14 protein-coding genes are annotated in these 16,764 nt (G+C 67.3%); 7 read left to right on the forward strand and 7 right to left on the reverse strand.

Annotation, left to right across the window (positions count from 1 at the left end):
- Positions 1-67 precede the first annotated feature (67 nt).
- Genes LK540_RS02550 through LK540_RS02560 form a run of 3 tightly spaced genes read right to left on the reverse strand, consistent with a single transcriptional unit; the run spans position 68 to position 2,510 of the window.
- Complete coding sequence (locus LK540_RS02550; protein WP_229435458.1) at positions 68-373, reverse strand: DUF962 domain-containing protein; 306 nt, start codon at positions 371-373, stop codon at positions 68-70.
- Positions 370-1,197 carry an alpha/beta fold hydrolase gene (locus LK540_RS02555; RefSeq protein ID WP_229435459.1) on the reverse strand — a complete coding sequence of 276 codons (828 nt, stop codon included), beginning with the start codon at positions 1,195-1,197 and terminating at the stop codon, positions 370-372. Before LK540_RS02555 ends, LK540_RS02550 begins: the two co-directional genes overlap by 4 nt.
- A 2-nt stretch (positions 1,198-1,199) precedes the next feature.
- A complete protein-coding gene (locus LK540_RS02560) occupies positions 1,200-2,510 on the reverse strand; it encodes an O-acetylhomoserine aminocarboxypropyltransferase (protein WP_229435460.1) in 1,311 nt (436 codons plus the stop codon).
- Between the two features lie 198 nt (positions 2,511-2,708).
- Between LK540_RS02560 and LK540_RS02565 the strand changes: the two genes are divergently transcribed.
- Positions 2,709-3,161 carry a CBS domain-containing protein gene (locus LK540_RS02565; RefSeq protein ID WP_229435461.1) on the forward strand — a complete coding sequence of 151 codons (453 nt, stop codon included), beginning with the start codon at positions 2,709-2,711 and terminating at the stop codon, positions 3,159-3,161.
- A gap of 260 nt (positions 3,162-3,421) precedes the next feature.
- Here the strand turns inward: LK540_RS02565 and LK540_RS02570 are convergent, their stop codons facing one another.
- On the reverse strand, positions 3,422-5,689 hold the full coding sequence (locus tag LK540_RS02570) for a bifunctional diguanylate cyclase/phosphodiesterase (protein WP_229435462.1): 2,268 nt from the start codon (positions 5,687-5,689) through the stop codon (positions 3,422-3,424).
- 217 nt (positions 5,690-5,906) lie between these two features.
- On the opposite strand from LK540_RS02570, the gene aroC reads away from it, so the two are divergent.
- Positions 5,907-6,998, forward strand: a complete 1,092-nt coding sequence (aroC, locus tag LK540_RS02575; protein ID WP_229435463.1) for a chorismate synthase — start codon at positions 5,907-5,909, stop codon at positions 6,996-6,998.
- A 12-nt stretch (positions 6,999-7,010) separates the two neighbouring features.
- Here aroC and LK540_RS02580 read toward each other — a convergent pair whose 3' ends face one another.
- Both LK540_RS02580 and LK540_RS02585 read right to left on the reverse strand, forming a co-directional pair.
- Entirely contained in the window at positions 7,011-8,525 is a 1,515-nt protein-coding gene (locus LK540_RS02580; protein WP_229435464.1) for an HDOD domain-containing protein, read from the reverse strand.
- Positions 8,522-10,297 carry a bifunctional diguanylate cyclase/phosphodiesterase gene (locus LK540_RS02585; protein ID WP_229435465.1) on the reverse strand — a complete coding sequence of 592 codons (1,776 nt, stop codon included), beginning with the start codon at positions 10,295-10,297 and terminating at the stop codon, positions 8,522-8,524. The genes LK540_RS02580 and LK540_RS02585 overlap by 4 nt, the downstream gene beginning before the upstream one ends.
- 337 nt (positions 10,298-10,634) lie before the next feature.
- Between LK540_RS02585 and LK540_RS02590 the strand changes: the two genes are divergently transcribed.
- The 4 genes from LK540_RS02590 (at position 10,635) to LK540_RS02605 (ending at position 13,971) form a co-directional block, all read left to right on the forward strand.
- Positions 10,635-12,311 carry an isovaleryl-CoA dehydrogenase gene (locus LK540_RS02590; RefSeq protein WP_229435466.1) on the forward strand — a complete coding sequence of 559 codons (1,677 nt, stop codon included), beginning with the start codon at positions 10,635-10,637 and terminating at the stop codon, positions 12,309-12,311.
- 126 nt (positions 12,312-12,437) lie between these two features.
- Positions 12,438-13,088 carry a uracil phosphoribosyltransferase gene (gene upp / locus LK540_RS02595; RefSeq protein ID WP_229435467.1) on the forward strand — a complete coding sequence of 217 codons (651 nt, stop codon included), beginning with the start codon at positions 12,438-12,440 and terminating at the stop codon, positions 13,086-13,088.
- An 8-nt stretch (positions 13,089-13,096) separates the two neighbouring features.
- A complete protein-coding gene (locus tag LK540_RS02600) occupies positions 13,097-13,477 on the forward strand; it encodes an Hpt domain-containing protein (protein ID WP_229435468.1) in 381 nt (126 codons plus the stop codon).
- 290 nt (positions 13,478-13,767) lie between these two features.
- Complete coding sequence (locus LK540_RS02605) at positions 13,768-13,971, forward strand: cold-shock protein (protein WP_036166698.1); 204 nt, start codon at positions 13,768-13,770, stop codon at positions 13,969-13,971.
- A 113-nt stretch (positions 13,972-14,084) separates the two neighbouring features.
- Here the strand turns inward: LK540_RS02605 and LK540_RS02610 are convergent, their stop codons facing one another.
- Positions 14,085-14,987, reverse strand: a complete 903-nt coding sequence (locus tag LK540_RS02610; RefSeq protein ID WP_229435469.1) for a LysR family transcriptional regulator — start codon at positions 14,985-14,987, stop codon at positions 14,085-14,087.
- A gap of 171 nt (positions 14,988-15,158) precedes the next feature.
- On the opposite strand from LK540_RS02610, the gene aceB reads away from it, so the two are divergent.
- On the forward strand, positions 15,159-16,748 hold the full coding sequence (gene aceB, locus LK540_RS02615; protein WP_229435470.1) for a malate synthase A: 1,590 nt from the start codon (positions 15,159-15,161) through the stop codon (positions 16,746-16,748).
- Positions 16,749-16,764: the final 16 nt, after the last annotated feature.

The following is a 16,764-nucleotide window of genomic DNA, read 5'->3' on the forward strand; positions in this document are numbered from 1 at the left end:
ACCACCACGCCAGCTTCCGCGTGGGCACGGAGTGCCCACCGTACGGTCGCTGTCCCGGATCCCCGAGCTACCAGCTCAACTTCCCCGTCAACATCTGCCAGTACATCACCCAGTCCGCCTTGAACGACAGCCAGGGTTGGTCGAAGGTCGCGGGCCGGTTCTTCTCGTAATAGAAATGCCCGACCCAGGCGCCGCCGTAGCCGAGCACCAGCGCCGCCACGATCCACAATCCGCTGCCGCTCAGCAGCGCCGCCAGCAGCGCCAGGAGCGCGGCCGAGGTGCCGATGAAGTGGGCACGGCGGCAGCGGCGATCGGCGTGCTGGGTCAGGTACCAGGGATAGAACTCGCCGAAGCTGCTGTAACGGACCTTCATGGCGTAATCTCCTCGTGGTCGAGCGTGGCGGCAAACGCGATCAGGGCGTCGAGCACCGCGTCCGGCTGCTCGGCCATCAGGGAATGCCCGGCGTCCACCGTCACCACCTTGCCATGCGCAATGGCGCCGGTCAGCGCCTTCGTCGAACGCGGCGGCGTCATCATGTCCCTGGCGCCGAAGATGAACACGGCCGGGCAGCGCACCGCACCGGCCGCCGCCTCGCCGTTCGCGTAGGCATTGCAGGCGGCGAAATCGGTGTGGAACAGGGCGTCCGGGTTGATGGCCGACATGCGCTGCATCAGCCGCCGTGCGCCGCCCATCACCGAAAAGCCGGGGCCGGGGCTGGACGGCTTCTGCGCGATGCCCGAGTGCGACCAGATGTTGACCATGTCGATGGCGGCGTCCTCGTCGTCGCGCGAGGTGGCGAGCAGACTGTCCGACACCTTCATCGGCCAGGTCGTACCGAGCATGGCCAGCCCGCGCACGCGGCCTGGTGCCCGCGCGGCCGCTTCCAGCGCCACCAGCGAACCCATGCTGTGCCCCGCGAGCAGGGCGCGGCGCACGCCGGCCGCGTCCAGCAGGGCCAGCAGCCAGTCGGCCATCGCCTCGACGCTGGCCAGTGCCGGCCCGCCGCTGCGGCCGTGGCCGGGCAAGTCGACCGCCAGCACGCCGTAGCCGTGGTGCGCGAACCAGCGTGACTGCAGGCCCCAGACCGAGTGGTCGTTCTGGGCGCCGTGGATGAAGACGACGGTCGGCAGGGCGCGATCGAAGGCCTTGCCGCCGGTGTAGGCATAGGCGGAATGTCCGTTGAGATCGAGTTGCATGCTCAGGTCCCTTTCTGCGCCAGCTTCAGGCCGCGCGCCAGGTCGTCGATCAAGTCGTCCGGGTCTTCCAGGCCGACCGACAGGCGCATCGTGCCTTCCTTCACGCCCGACGCCGCCAGCTGCTCGGTGGGCACGCGGAAGTGGGTGGTCGAGGCAGGATGGATGACCAGCGACTTGGCGTCGCCCACGTTGGCCAGGTGCGAGAACACCTTCAGGCCGTCGACGAAGCGGCGGCCGGCGGCGCGGTCGCCTTTCAGGGTGAAGGTAAAGACGGCGCCGGCGCCTTTCGGCAGCAGCTGCTTGGCGAGTGCATGGTCCGGGTGCGTGTCCAGTTCAGGATAGGACACCGACTCGACCATCGGATGCGCCAGCAAGAATTCGATCACGCGGCGCGTGTTGGCCACGTGGCGCTCCATGCGCAGGCCCAGGGTCTCGATGCCCTGCAGGATGGCAAAGGCATTGTGCGGACTCATGACGGCGCCGAAGTCGCGCAGGCCTTCGCGCCGCGCGCGCAAGGCAAAGGCGCCGACGGTCGACTCTTCGGCGAAGACCATGCCGTGGAAGCCCTCGTAGGGTTCGCACAGTTCGGCGTAGCGGCCGCTGCGCGCATGCGCCTTTTGCCAGTCGAAAGTGCCGCCGTCGACCAGCAGGCCGCCGATGGCGGTGCCGTGGCCGCACAGGAACTTGGTGGCCGAGTGGAAGACCAGGTCGGCGCCGAGGTCGAAGGGACGCAGCAGATACGGCGTGGTGAAGGTGCTGTCGACCATCAGCGGCAGGTGGCATTCGTGGGCGAGCTCGGCGATGCGCGGGATGTCGAGCACGTCCAGGCCCGGGTTGCCCAGGGTTTCGCCGAACAGGACGCGAGTTTCGGGGCGGATCGCGGCGCGCCAGGCGTCGAGGTCGCGCGGGTCGACGAAGGTGGTCTCGATGCCGAAGCGCTTCAGGGTGTAGGCCAGCAGGTTGTGCGAGCCGCCGTACAGCGCGCGCGAGGCCACGATGTGCGAGCCGGCGCCGGCAATCGTCGACAGGCCCAGGTGCATGGCGGCCTGGCCGCTGGCGGTGGCGATGCCGGCCACGCCACCCTCGAGCGCGGCGATGCGTTCTTCCAGCACGGCGTTGGTCGGGTTCGAGATGCGCGAATACACGTGGCCGCTGCGTTCCATGTTGAACAGCGAGGCGGCGTGATCGGAATCGCGGAAGGCAAACGAGGAGGTGAAGTGGATCGGGGTGGCGCGCGCGCCGGTGGCCGGGTCGGGCGCGGCGCCGGCGTGCAGCGACAGCGTGTCGAAACCGGGATATCGTGGACCGCTCATGGATGTCTCTTGTCTCTTTAATGAAATAATTATGCGCAGAATCCTAGCATCGAATCGGCAAGCTGTGCCCATCGGCGCGGCCGGCGCGGCCGTCTTCCTCGGAAAACTGGATTTTCTGCTAGGCTTGCGCTACATTCAACTCAGTCTTTTATCAAAGTATTTACAGTGAATAATTTATCTGACGCGGGGGTGGCTAGCATGAAAGTCTCCGAGATTTTGCAGGTCAAGGGCAACATCCTGTACACGGTGACGCCGGATATGCCGCTGGCCGAAGCGGTGAACACGATGTCGGAAAAGGACATCGGCTCGCTGGTGGTGATGGAATACGGCGACCTGGTCGGCATGCTGACCTTCCGCGAAGTCATCAAGGTGCTGCACGAAAACGGCGGCTCGGTCGGCAACGGCACCGTGCGCCGCTACATGGACGACAGTCCGATCACCGTGACCCCGGACACCGAGGTCAACGAAGTGCGGCGCATGATGCTCGAGAAGCACGCGCGCTATTTACCGGTGATGAACGCCAAGACGCTCCTGGGCGTGATCTCGTTCTACGACGTGGCGCGCGCGGTGCTGGAAGCGCAGAGCTTCGAGAACCGCATGCTGAAGGCGTATATCCGGGATTGGCCGGCGGAGCAGGCGGCGGAGGACTGAGCCCGGGGGATATCGGGGCTGTGCTAACGGCCCGGAACCTTGACCGTACGGTGGGCACGCTGTGCCCACGCGGTACGTACGCGTCCCTGCACCCGATCCTCCCAAAATGTCGCCCGTAAGAAACGCAAATGGACACCCGGGTTGCGTTGCGGATCTGGTTCGACGTTTGCGAGCGAAACGTCACCGCAGCGTGGAAAAGGTGATGCACGTATCCGCGTGGGCACGGAGTGCCCACCGTACGGATAACGGCGCAGGTCGTATCAAGCCGCGTCGTTCAGCACCTGCCCACCCAGCCATTCGCGCAGCGCCCCCGGCGACAAAGGCCGCGAGAAAAGAAAGCCCTGCGCCAGCGGGCAGCCGAGCGTGGACAGGATCTGCGCCTGGCGTTCGTCCTCGACCCCTTCGGCAATCACCGACAGGCCCAGGTTGCGCCCGAGCTGGATCACCATCTCGGCAATGCTGCTGCCGCGCGCCGAGCCGGTGATTTCGGAGACGAAGGCGCGGTCGATCTTCAGGCGGTCGACCTGCAGGCGCTGCAGGTGCGACAGCGAGGAAAAGCCGGTGCCGAAGTCGTCGATGGCGATCGACACCCCGGTGCGCTTGACCTCGCCCAGGATCTCGGCCAGGTGGCGCGGGTCTTCCATCGCCATCGACTCAGTGATCTCCAGTTCCACGTAGGCGGGCGGCGCGCCGGTGTCGGCCAGGGCGCGCTGCAGCATCGGCACGAACTGCGGATGGCGGAACTGCGCCTGCGAGACGTTCACCGACATCGTGAAGGCCAGGTGGCCGGCCGCGCGCAGGCGCACCAGTTCGGCGCAGGCTTCGCGCAGCACCCAGGCGCCGATCTCGACGATCAGGCCCGAGGTTTCGGCGATCGGGATGAAGCGGTCCGGCGGCACCAGACGGCCGTCGGCCGTGCGCCAGCGCAGCAGGGCTTCGGCGCCGAAGGGGCGGCGGCTGGCCAGGTCGATCTGGGGCTGGTAGTCGAGGAACAGTTCGCCGCGGCCGAAGCCGCTGCGCAGCGCGTGCATCAGGTCGACCCGTTCGCGGATCTCGACGCCCATGCTGCGCGAAAAATAGAAGTGGCCGCCGCGCTGGCGGGTCTTGGCGCGCTTCAGGGCGATGTCGGCGTCCTTCAGGGCGTCGGCGCCGCTGCCGTCGTGCTCGCGCAGGCGCACCAGGCCCATGGTGGCCGAGGCGCGCACGTCCTGGCCATCGATGGCGAAGGGCGAGGCGAACAGGGCGTGCAGGGCCTGCGGGGTGCAGGCTTCGTCGGCGCCCAGCACGGCAAAGGTGTCGCCGCCGATGCGCGCCAGCGTCAGGCCTGCCAGGCTGGCCTGCAGGCGCGCCGCCACCGCCGCCAGCAGCATGTCGCCGAACTGGTGGCCGAGGGCGTCGTTGCTCTCGGCGAAGTGGTCGAGGTCGACCAGGGCCAGCGTGACGTCGGCCGACTCTGCGGCTCCCTCTGCGGCGCTTCTGGCAGCGGCCAGGCGGGCGTCGAGCTGCTCGATCAGGCTGGCGCGGTTCGGCAGGCCGGTGAGGGAATCGTAGAAGGCGGCGTCGTTCAGGCGCCCGACCAGTTCCAGGTTGTCGACGCCGACCGCCACCACGCTACTGAAGACGTCGAGCAGGCGCCGGCGGCCTTCGGTGAGAGCTTCGGACAAATACAGGCCGGCGGCGAAGTCGCGTCCGGACTTGCCGGCGAAGTAGAGCGCCAGGCGCTCGGGGGTGTGCTGGCTGGCGCGCTCCCGCAGGGCGCGTGCCACCAGGGTATGCAGTTCGGAGTCGTTGTGGCGCTCCATGGCGCCGCCTTCGAATGCGGTGCAGGTACCGGCCGCGCCGAGTACTTGCAGGCCGCCGCTGTCGCTCACGCACAGCACGCCGCCGGGTTCCTGCAGCAGCACGGAGGCTGCATGGCTCAGCACCGCGCGCGCGATATCGCGCGGCACGTGCAGGTTCATCAGCTCGGCGCCGGCGCGCGCGATGCGTTCCAGCGCCACGCGTCCCAGGGTGAGCGTATGTAACTGTTGGTAGCAACGCACCGCGGCCGCCACCGCCGTGTACAGCTTGGTGCGGGTGAGTTCCGACTTGGTGCGGTAGTCGTTGATGTCGAGGTCGCGGATGGCGTCCATCTCGGGCGCATAGCCCGGCTGGCCGGTGCGCAAAATGATGCGTACTTCCTGCAGGCCGAGGGTCTCGCGGATGTGGCGCACCAGGTGCAGGCCGGCGTCGGGCTGCTCCATCACCACGTCGAGCAGGACCACGGCGATGCCGGGCACGCGCGCCAGCAGTTCGCGCGCCTCGCGCGCCGAATAGGCGTGCAGGAATTCCAGCGGCCGGCCCTGGACCTCGAGGTTGGCCAGGGCAAAGGTGGTGGTCGAATGCACGTCGGCGTCGTCGTCCACCACCAGGATGCGCCAGGTGGCGCGTGCGTCTTGCGGGGCAGGTGGCGCGGGCGGCGCTTCGTCAAGGAAAACCAGGTCGTCGTGCGCGTCGGAGCCGGTTCCGGGCGTAATCGATGCGGGCATTATTGTTGCGTCTCCAGGATTAAGCTCGGCATTTCATCGCGACCAAGTATAGCGGCAAAAGTCCGCAACCGGCGCTTCCTGGTTGTGTGGATACAAAAATAAATTCTGTAAGGCAACACTTCAGGGCTGCGGATCGCACTTGACGGCGCGGCTGGAAGCCGTTCCATCCCCCTCCGGTGCTGGTAGAATGGTCTTTTCGTCACTCGTCCCGCATACCATGTCCGGCAATACCTTCGGCAAGCTGTTTTCCGTTACCACCTTCGGCGAGTCGCACGGCCCTGCGATCGGCTGCGTCATCGACGGCTGTCCGCCTGGCCTGGCGCTGTCGGAAGCCGACATCCAGCCCGAGCTCGACCGCCGCAAGCCCGGCACCTCGCGCCACGTGACCCAGCGCCAGGAAGGCGACCGGGTGCAGATCCTGTCCGGCGTCTACCAGGGCGTCACCACCGGCACCCCGATCGCGCTCCTGATCCCGAACGAGGACCAGCGCAGCAAGGACTACGGCAACATCGCCGAGAGTTTCCGTCCCGGCCACGCCGACTACACCTACTGGCACAAGTACGGCGTGCGCGATCCGCGCGGCGGCGGCCGTTCTTCGGCGCGCCTGACCGCGCCGGTGGTCGGCGCCGGGGCCATCGCCAAGAAATGGCTGCGCGAGCGCCATGGCGTGGAATTCATGGGCTGCATGCGCGCCCTGGGCGACATCGAGGTGCCGTTCGAAGGCTGGGAACACGTGGCCAACAATCCCTTCTTCGCCGCCACCGGCGACGCCGCCCTGATCGCGCGCATGGAAGCGGCGATGGACGAATTGCGCCGCGCCGGCGACTCGATCGGCGCGCGCATCGACGTGGTCGCGCGCGGCGTGCCGGTCGGCTGGGGCCAGCCGATCTACGACAAGCTCGACGCCGACATCGCCTACGCGATGATGGGGATTAACGCGGTGAAGGGCGTGGAGATCGGCGCCGGCTTCGCCTCGGTGGCGCAGAAGGGCTCCGAGCATGGCGACGAACTGACGCCTGGCGGTTTCGTGGGCAACCACGCCGGCGGGGTGCTGGGCGGGATCTCGACCGGCCAGGACATCACGGTATCGCTGGCGATCAAGCCGACGTCCTCGATCCGCATCCCGCGCCGCTCGATCGACAAGGCCGGCGAGCCGGCGACCGTGGAAACCTTCGGCCGCCACGACCCTTGCGTGGGCATCCGCGCCACGCCGATCGCCGAAGCGATGCTGGCGCTGGTATTGATCGACCACGCGCTGATGGCGCGCGCCCAGTGCGGCGACGTGCGCGTGGAAACGCCGCGGATCTGATCCGTGGTGTAGTTAGGCCTTGCCGCTGACGGCGGCCACTTCCGGATGTGCGCGCCGCTCGACGGTGCGCACCACCAGCGCGCGCAAGTCGTTCAGCAGGGCGAACTCGCCCTGGCTCAGGTGCACCGACGGGAAGGTGTCGTCCCAGTCGCCGTACACGAAGCCGACCGGCTGGCCCTGCATGCACAGCGGGATCACGACGAAGCAGCGCGCCTGCGCCAGCGTGCCGCGCCACCAGGATGGCAGCTTGGCCGCGAACTTCGGGTCGCGCGCGTTCTCGATGAAGATCACGCGGTCGCTGGCCAGCGCCGCGTGGAAGACGTTGGCTTCGTAGGCGTCGTCGAAGGCCAGGTGCGGCAGCAGGGCCCGGGCGCCTTCGCCGAGACCCATCTTGGCCAGGTACTTGCCTTCGCGCCGGTTGCGGAGAAAAGCGAACGCGCGCGTGAATGACAGCCCCTTGAACATGGTTTCCAGCGCCATCGCCGTCATCTGGCCGGCGCTGACGTTCGGGCCGGCGTCGCGCATGTCGGCCACGCCGCTCATCAGGATGCGGTTGCCGGCTTCGCGCTTGCGCTGCACGGCGTCCACCTTGGCGCGCTTCTCGGCGGCGTTGGCCAGCGGCGCGATCGACAGATCGTTCGCCGCTTCCAGCCTGGCCTTGTCGACGGCGCCGAGGATTTGCTCGGCGTCCACGCCCAGCAGCGGCGCAAAGGCGCCGACCAGTTCGCGCACCTGTTCGGCGCCGGCGGCGTCGTCGTTCCACAGCGAGTTGGCGCAGCGGGTCGACATGGTGCCCAGCGCCGCCAGCCAGTCCTCGTGGCCAAAGACGTCAGCGCGCTCGCCCGGCTCGACGCTGCGCATGCCGGCCACCAGGTTGCGCGGCAGGCCCCAGTGCTCGGCGGTGGCGCGGCCGATCTGCTCCAGGCTCAGGCCGAGGAGGGCCGGCGCAGCGCCGTCTTCGCCGCCCGGGCCGGCGGCCGCCTGCAGCTGGGTCCAGCGCTCGGGCATGTAGAAGGTCACCATCATCCGCCCCAGCGAATGCAGGATCGAGCAGACCACGGCTTCTTCCGGGTCGCGGGTGGCGGCGCGCGCGGCCACCTGCTGGGCCACCATCCCGGCCAGCACCGCCTTTTCCATCTCGACGTGGGCGACCGCCGAATCCGGCGTGCTTTTCGCCAGTTCCTCGATCAGCTTCAGGCCCAGCGCCAGGTGGCCGATGGCTTCCGTGCCCAGCACCAGCACCGCCTTCGACACCGTGTTCACGCGCTGGCCGAAGGCGGAGTACATGCCGCTGTTGGCCAGGCGCAGCACCTTCTGGGTCAGGACCGGGTCCGACAGCACCGTCTGCGTCATCGAGAATTCACGCTCGTCCTCGCCGCGCATCGAGGCCAGGATGGCGTTGATGGCGCGCGTGAAGCCGGGCATGTCGCCCTGGCGGCGGATGCGTTCCCAGAGCAGGGCCAGGGTGGCCTGGCCACGGGCGTCGACCCCGGCCGGGTGCGGCTGTGTCGGTGACTGGAGCGTCATTGGCCGCTTCCCCTTCGCGGTTCGGACGGCACCGGCGCCGTCAGCTGGTTATCCTGCAGGGCGGCGATCGCCACGTGGGCCGGCATCGGCTTGCCGGTCAGGTAGCCCTGGATGTAGCGGCAGTCGCGCGATTCGAGCCAGGCCAGCTGCTCCTCGGTCTCGACGCCTTCGGCCACCACCGACAAGTCGAGGTGGCGCGCCATGTCGAGCACGGCGCTGCAGATCGCCGCTTCCTTCTGCGCGCCGGGCAGATCCTTCACAAAAGCGCGGTCGACCTTCAGCACCGAGATCGGGAAGCGCTTCAGGTAAGCCAGCGAGGAGTAGCCGGTGCCGAAGTCGTCGATGGCGATGCGCGCGCGCCGTTCGGCCATGCGTGCCAGGATGGTCTCGGCGTGCAGCGGGTCGACCATCAGCGTGCCCTCGGTGATCTCGAGCACCAGCTTGTCGCCGGGCGTGCCGGAAAACGCCAGCGCTTCGTCGAGCACGTCGAGGAACTTGTCGTTCCTGAACTGGCGCGGGCTGATGTTCACCGAGATGTACAGATCGCGCCCGGCCGCTTCCTCGAAGTGGCGGATCTGGGCGCAGGCCGCCTTCAGGGCCCAGGCGCCGAGCAGGGTGATCAAGCCGTTCGTTTCGGCGATCGGAATGAAGCGCGCCGGCGGCACCATGCCCAAGGTCGGGTGCTTCCAGCGCATCAGCGTCTCGAAGCCCTCGATGCAGCGGGTGCGGGCGTCGACGATGGGCTGGTAGTAGAGCAGGAACTCGCCTTCGCGCACGGCGTTGAACATTGCCGCTTCGAGCGAGATGTCGTGCTGCGGCGGGCCCTGTTCGCGCGCGCTGTAGACCATGGCGCGGCCCTTGCCGCTTTCCTTGGCGCGCGACAGGGCGGCGTCGGCCAGGGCCAGCAGGCCGTTGTCGTCCTCGGCGTGCTGCGGGTACAGCGCCACGCCGACCGAGGCGCCGAGATAGATGGTGTGGCCGTCGGCCTCGAACGGCGACTGCAGGGTGGCCAGCATGCGTCCGGTGACCAGCTTGATCTGGGCCGCGCTGGCGGTGCCGGGCAGGACCGCGACGAATTCGTCGCCGCCGATGCGCGCCAGAGTGTCGCTGTCGCGCAGGGCCTTGCGCAGGCGCAGCCCGGCCTGGCGCAGAACCGCGTCGCCGACCGGATGGCCGACGCCGTCGTTGACCTTCTTGAAGCCGTCCAGGCCGACGATCGCCACCGCGAAGCCCTGGCCCGAGCGGCGCGCATTCGCCACCACCATGCGGATGCGGTCGGCCAGCAGCAGGCGGTTCGGCAGTTCGGTGAGGGCGTCGTGGGTCGCCATGTGGCGCAGCCGCTCCTCGGTGGCGTATTGCGCGCTCATGTCGCGCCCGACCACCAGCAGGGCTTCGCCGCCGTCTTCGTCCTTGCCTTCGTCCTCGCAGGCGGCGATGCGCAGCTCGAACCAGGTCTCGCGCTCGGCGCCGGGTTCGCCGCAGCGCAGGCGCGCGCGCACCAGCACCGGTTCGGCCGCGGCCTGCACGTCGACAAAGGCGGTGCGCAGGGCGGCATGGTCGAATTCCGACACGATGGCGGTCAGGAGCTGGCCTTCGAGGGGGATGCCGAGGCCGACGAGGCGCTGGGCGCGGCGGCTGGCGAGCCGGATCCGGCTCGAAGGCGCGACCCGGAACACGACGTCGCCCGCCGCCTCCATCAGGCTGTCGAAGCCGCTGCGCGCCTGGATCGGGCGCGGCGGATCGAACGGCACGGCGGAGGAACTGGAGCGCATTGTTGAATTTCTGCCTTATTCTCGGCTTGCACGCGCCACACCGGCAACAGGTGGAAGCATGCAAGTTGATCAAACCACGGGAGACTGTATCACTGAACCATTCCAAGAGGCATCAAAATTCACCTTCGCCGCGCGATGTTTGCGCTTGTCTTGCGCTACAGCAGGGGCGCCTTGCCGGAATGTGCGCTTTGCGCTAGCCTCTTGCCGGATCGTTAACAATACCCGCAGCGCAGGGGATTGTCACCGGCCATGGGCACGTGGAGCAGGCGTCATCGGTACAAATGATGCTTCTCTGCAACATTTTACACCAGCTTGGTGCGGGAAGCAGGAGGACGGCATGAATTCATTCGATACGCATGAGGTGTTCAACCAGGCGCCGCCGTTTGGCGACGTGAATCTGCTGCGCTGCGACCCGGCGCTGCGCGAAGCGGTAGCGCGCGAAGGCGCCGGCTGGGCCGCGGACGAGCTCGACGCGCTGGGCGCGCGCCTGGGCCGCGCCGAGGTCCTCGACCTGGCGCGGGTGGCGAATGCCAACGGCCCGCGCCTGGTGAACTTCGACCGCAGCGGGCGCCGCATCGACGAAGTCGAGTTCCACCCGGCCTGGCACGAATTGATGGCGCTGATGATCGGCGCCGGCGCCCACAGCGCGCCCTGGGCCGATCCGCGCCCGGGCGCCCAAGTGGCGCGCGCCGCGGCCTACCTGCTGTTCGGCCAGGTCGAGAACGGCGCCCAGTGCCCGGTGACGATGACGTATGCCTCGGTGCCGGCGCTGCGCCGCGCCCCGCGCATCGCGGCCAAGTGGCTGCCGAAGATCCTGGCGCGCGACTACGATCCGCGCTCGCTGCCGGTGGAGCAGAAGCGCGGCGCCCTGGTCGGCATGGGCATGACAGAGAAGCAGGGCGGCACCGACGTGCGCGCCAACACCACGCGGGCCGCCGAGATGGCGCCGCTTGAAGCGCGTGAACGCTTCGGCGACGAAGGCGAGGGCGCCTGGCGCATCGTCGGCCACAAATGGTTCTTTTCGGCGCCGCAGTGCGACGCCCACCTGGTGCTGGCCCAGACCGACGAAGCGGGCAGCGCCGGCCTGTCGTGCTTCTTCGTGCCGCGCTGGCTGCCCGACGGTAGCCGCAACGCGATCCGCGTGCAGCGCCTGAAGGACAAGCTCGGCAACCGCTCGAACGCGTCTTCGGAAGTCGAGTTCTGCGACGCCGTCGGCTGGCTGGTCGGCGCCATCGGGCGCGGCATCCCGACCATCCTCGAGATGGGCAGCCACACGCGCCTGGACTGCGTGGTCGGCACGGCGGGCATCATGCGCGCCGCGCTCTGCCACGCCCTGCACCATGCGCGCGGTCGCGCCGCCTTCGGCAAGCCGCTCGCCAGCCAGCCGCTGATGCAGAACGTGCTGGCCGACCTCGCCATCGAATCGGAAGCGGCGACCGCCTTCGCCCTGCGCCTGGCGCGCTGCTTCGACCACCCGGACGACCCGCTGGAAAGCGCGCTCGGGCGCCTGTTGACGCCGGCCGGCAAGTACTGGATCTGCAAGCGCGGCCCGATGCTGGGCGCGGAAGCGATGGAAGTCATGGGCGGCAACGGCTACGTGGAAGACGGCCCGCTGGCGCGCCTGTACCGCGAATTCCCGGTCAATTCGATCTGGGAAGGCTCGGGCAACGTGATGTGCCTGGACGTGCTGCGCGCGCTCGGCAAGAACCCGCAGGAGTCGCGCGCGGCCCTCGAGGCCGAGCTGGCGCCGGCGGCGGCGCTCGACCCGCGCTATGCCGCCTACGTGGCGCGCCTCGGCGACGACCTGGGCAGGGCAGGCGAGGCCGGTGCGCGCCGCATCGCCGAGCGCCTGGTGATCGCGGTGCAGGGCGCGCTGCTGCTGCGCCACGCGCCGCCCTTCGTGGCCGAGGCCTTCGTTGCTTCGCGCATCGCGCAGGACGCCGGCGGCGCCTTCGGTCGCTTGCCGGAAGGACTCGATGTCGAGGCCATCCTGGCGCGCGCACTGGTCCACTAGATACAAATTTCTACATTCAGTCGGGACAAACTCGCGCCGCACTGGGATAATGGCGGGTTTATACGCTCCTGTGGCCGCCGTGCCCGCACTCCGGCGGCCCCGTCACCGAACAAAGATATGTCGATAATGAAACAAGACCCGCGCTTCCCCAGTCTCTACATCCTGAATCACCCGCTGATCCAGCACAAGCTGTCGCACATGCGCGAGCACGACACCTCGACCCGCACCTTCCGCGAGCTGCTCAAGGAAATCACGCTGCTGATGGGCTACGAGATCACGCGCGACCTGCCGCTGACCACGCGCCCGGTGCAGACCCCGCTGGTGACGATCGACGCGCCTGTGATTGCCGGCAAGAAGCTGGCGATCGTGCCGATCCTGCGCGCCGGCATCGGCATGAGCGACGGCCTGCTGGAACTGGTGCCGTCGGCGCGCGTGGGCCACATCGGCGTGTTCCGCGACCCGGAAACCCACGAGCCGGTCGAATACCTGGTGCGCCTGCCCGACGTGACCGACCGCACTTTCATCCTGTGCGACCCGATGGTTGCGACCGGCAACTCGGCGGTGCACGCGATCGACGTCCTCAAGAAGCGCGGCGTGGCCGACGAGCAGATCCTGTTCCTGGCCCTGGTGGCGGCGCCGGAAGGCGTGCAGGTGGTGCAGGACGCGCACCCGAACGTGAAGGTCTACGTGGCCTCGCTCGACTCGCACCTGGACGCGCACGCCTACATCGTGCCGGGCCTGGGCGACGCCGGCGACCGCATCTTCGGCACCAAGTAAGCAGACGCATGGCCGGGCCGGTCGATGCCGCCTTCTTCGCGCGCCTGACGGCGGCGAACGAGCGCTTCCGCGCCGGGCTGCCGGCCACGCTGGCCCAGCTGGCAGCGGCGCGCGGCGAACTGCTGCCCGAGGCGCCGACGCCGGCGCTGGTGGCGGAGCTGCAGTCGCTGCTGCACACGCTGGCGGGTGCAGCCGTGACTTTCGGTTTCCGCGAACTCGGCCACGGCGCACGCGCCCTGGAGCAGCGCCTGCGCGTGCTGCGCGCCTTCGACGCCGTGGGCGCCGGCGACTGGAGCGCCTGGCTGGGGGAGCTGGACGGTTTCCTCGCGGCAGGCCTGGGGGCGCCGCCGCCGCATTACCATGGCGCCGGATTTTCTCCCTTGCCGTAATTCAAAAGTCCAACGCCGAGTCGTTTGATCCACCGCAAACTTGCCACCCTTCGTTGTCCTATATTCTCCTTACTGCCGAATCGAATACCGCTGACCTTGAAAGTTGGTTTCAGGCACTGTTACGCGTTTTCTTTTTTATTTTGCGAAAAATGCGTAAGCGGTGTTTTATTCGGTATAATACGGGATCGTTGGGTTCGAGGTAGTAGTGCAGTCTGTCTGTCATTTCTTTCTTGCTTCTTCAAACGATCATAAACGGGCGCAAGCCCACTTAACTGAAATAGGAAATTGTAATGGCAACTGGCATCGTTAAATGGTTCAATGACTCGAAGGGCTTCGGCTTCATCACCCCTGATGAAGGCGGCGAAGATCTGTTCGCGCACTTCTCGGCAATCCAGAGCCAAGGCTTCAAGTCCCTGCAAGAGAACCAGCGCGTCTCGTTCGACGTGACCTCGGGTCCTAAGGGCAAACAAGCATCGAACATCCAGCCGCTGTAATTTCAGCCGCTGTATCACGATGAAAAAATCCTCGGCATGCCGGGGATTTTTTTTCGTCCATTGAATTGACCGCTGCGTGGTTGTTCCGTTAATTCCGATAAATTCTATACCGGTCAGCGCCGCCAATAATCCGGCTGGGCATAAGTCCGGCGCAGGAAATCGACGAAAACGCGCACGCGCAGCGGTAAGTGACGGCGCTGGGCAAATACCGCGTAGATGTCGTTTCCCGGCGCCGCGAATTCATCGAGCACCGTCACCAGCTGGCCCGCTTCGATCTGCGCCGCCACTTCCCACATCGAGCGCCAGGCCAGGCCCCGCCCGCCCAGCGCCCACTCGTGCAGCACGGCGCCGTCGTTGCACACCATGTTGCCGGCCACTTTCAACGTCACCGTCTTGCCGCCTTCACGGAAGGTCCAGCCGCGCTGGCTGCCTTCGCTGCTGATCGCCAGGCAATTGTGGCGCGCCAGGTCGGCCAGCGAGCCTGGCCTGCCGTGCCGCTTCAGGTAGCCGGGGGCTGCTACTACCACGCGCTGGTTGTCGGCCAGCTTGACGCCGACCAGGCTGGAGTCGCCCAGGCTGGCGATGCGGATCGCCACGTCGACCCCTTCGCCGACGACGTCGACCACGCGGTCGTTCAGGTTCAGGTTGACGGTGAGATCCTGGTGCTCGGCCAGGAAGGAGGGCAGCAGCGGCGCCACGTGCTGGCGCCCGAAACCGGCCGGGGCCGAGACCAGCAGGTGGCCCTTGGCATGGGCGCTGCGCGCCGACACCGCGCTTTCCGCTTCTTCCAGCTCGGCCAGGATGCGCTGGCAATCTTCCAGGAAGGCGGCACCCTCATCGGTGAGCGCCAGGCGGCGCGTGGTGCGCTGCAGGAGTTTCACGCCCAGGCGGGCCTCGAGTGCGTCGAGGCGGCGCCCGATCATGGCCGGCGCGATGCCCTCGGCCCGCGCCGCCGCCGACAGACTGCCGCGCGCCACTACTTCGACGAAGGTGTTGATTTCCCTGAATTTGCCCATGCGCTCCGCTTTCATCTATGACAAAAACGCACAGATGATATGAATAAATGTATCGTTTGATGACTTCGAGTTGAATATACTTGATGCTATGACAAACGCCAAGCCGGCCTGGATCGCGCTATCCTGCCAGCCTGGCTGCACCGGCATTCAATCACATCGAGGAGTACGAGCATGACGATCGCAACCCCATCCGGCATGGAGATTCGCGCCGAGATCCAGCCCGGCTATGAGCAGATCCTGACCCCGGAAGCGCTGGCACTGGTGGCAGACCTGACGCGCCGGTTCGAGCCGCGCCGCCAGGAACTGCTGGCCGCCCGCGTCGAACGCGCGCAGCGCCTGGACGCCGGCGAGCGCCCCGACTTCCTGCCCGAGACCGCACACATCCGCGCAGGCGACTGGAAGATCGATCCGATTCCGCAGGCGCTGCAGTGCCGCCGCGTGGAAATCACCGGCCCGGTCGAGCGCAAGATGGTCATCAACGCCCTGAACTCGGGCGCCGACAGCTACATGACCGACTTCGAGGATTCGAACGCGCCGAACTGGGACAACCAGATTACCGGCCAGATCAACATGCGCGACGCCGTGCGCCGCACCATCTCGCTGGAACAGAACGGCAAGTCGTACAAGCTCAACGACAAGGTGGCGACCCTGGTCGTGCGTCCGCGCGGCTGGCACCTCGACGAAAAGCACGTGCTGGTCGACGGCAAGCGCATCTCGGGCGGCATCTTCGACTTCGCCCTGTTCATGTTCCACAACGCCAGGGAGCAGCTGGCACGCGGCGCCGGGCCATACTTCTACCTGCCGAAGATGGAATCGCACCTGGAAGCGCGCTTGTGGAACGACATCTTCATTGCCACCCAGGAAGCGCTGGGGCTGCCGCGCGGTACGATCCGCGCGACCGTGCTGATCGAAACCATTCTGGCTGCCTTCGAGATGGACGAAATCCTGTACGAGCTGCGCGAACACAGCGCCGGCCTGAACGCGGGCCGTTGGGATTACATCTTCTCGTGCATCAAGAAATTCAAGCTGGACAAGGACTTCTGCCTGGCCGACCGCCCGAAGGTGACGATGACCTCGCCCTTCATGCGCGCCTACGCGCTGCTGCTGCTGCAGACCTGCCACAAGCGCGGCGCACCGGCGATCGGCGGCATGTCGGCCCTGATCCCCATTAAAAACGATCCGGCGAAGAACGAGACCGCGATGGCCGGCGTGCGCAACGACAAGGCGCGCGACGCCACCGATGGCTACGACGGCGGCTGGGTCGCCCACCCTGGCCTGGTCGAGCTGGCCATGACGGAGTTCACCAAGGTGCTGGGCGACAAGCCGAACCAGATCGAGAAGCTGCGTCCGGACGTCGAGGTCACGGCCGCGCAACTGCTCGACTTCAAGCCGGAAACGCCGATCACGGAAGAGGGCCTGCGCTACAACATCAACGTCGGCATCCATTACCTGGGCGCCTGGCTGGCTGGCAACGGCTGCGTGCCGATCCACAACCTGATGGAAGACGCGGCCACGGCCGAGATCAGCCGTTCCCAGGTGTGGCAGTGGATCCGCTCGCCGAAGGGCGTGCTCGAAGACGGCCGCAAGGTCACCGCCGAGATGGTGCGCGCCATGATTCCGGAGGAACTGGCCAAGGCCAAGCAAGCCGCGCCGAACGGCGACAACCCGAGCTATGCGCGGGCGGCGGAAATTTTCGAAGAAATGTCCACTTCGGAGCAGTTCGCGGAATTCCTGACGCTGCCGCTGTACGAGGAAATCTGATCTTTCTTGAACCCTG

Origin of the sequence: Massilia sp. IC2-278 (assembly GCF_020708045.1) — a bacterium.
Lineage (GTDB): Bacteria > Pseudomonadota > Gammaproteobacteria > Burkholderiales > Burkholderiaceae_D > Telluria.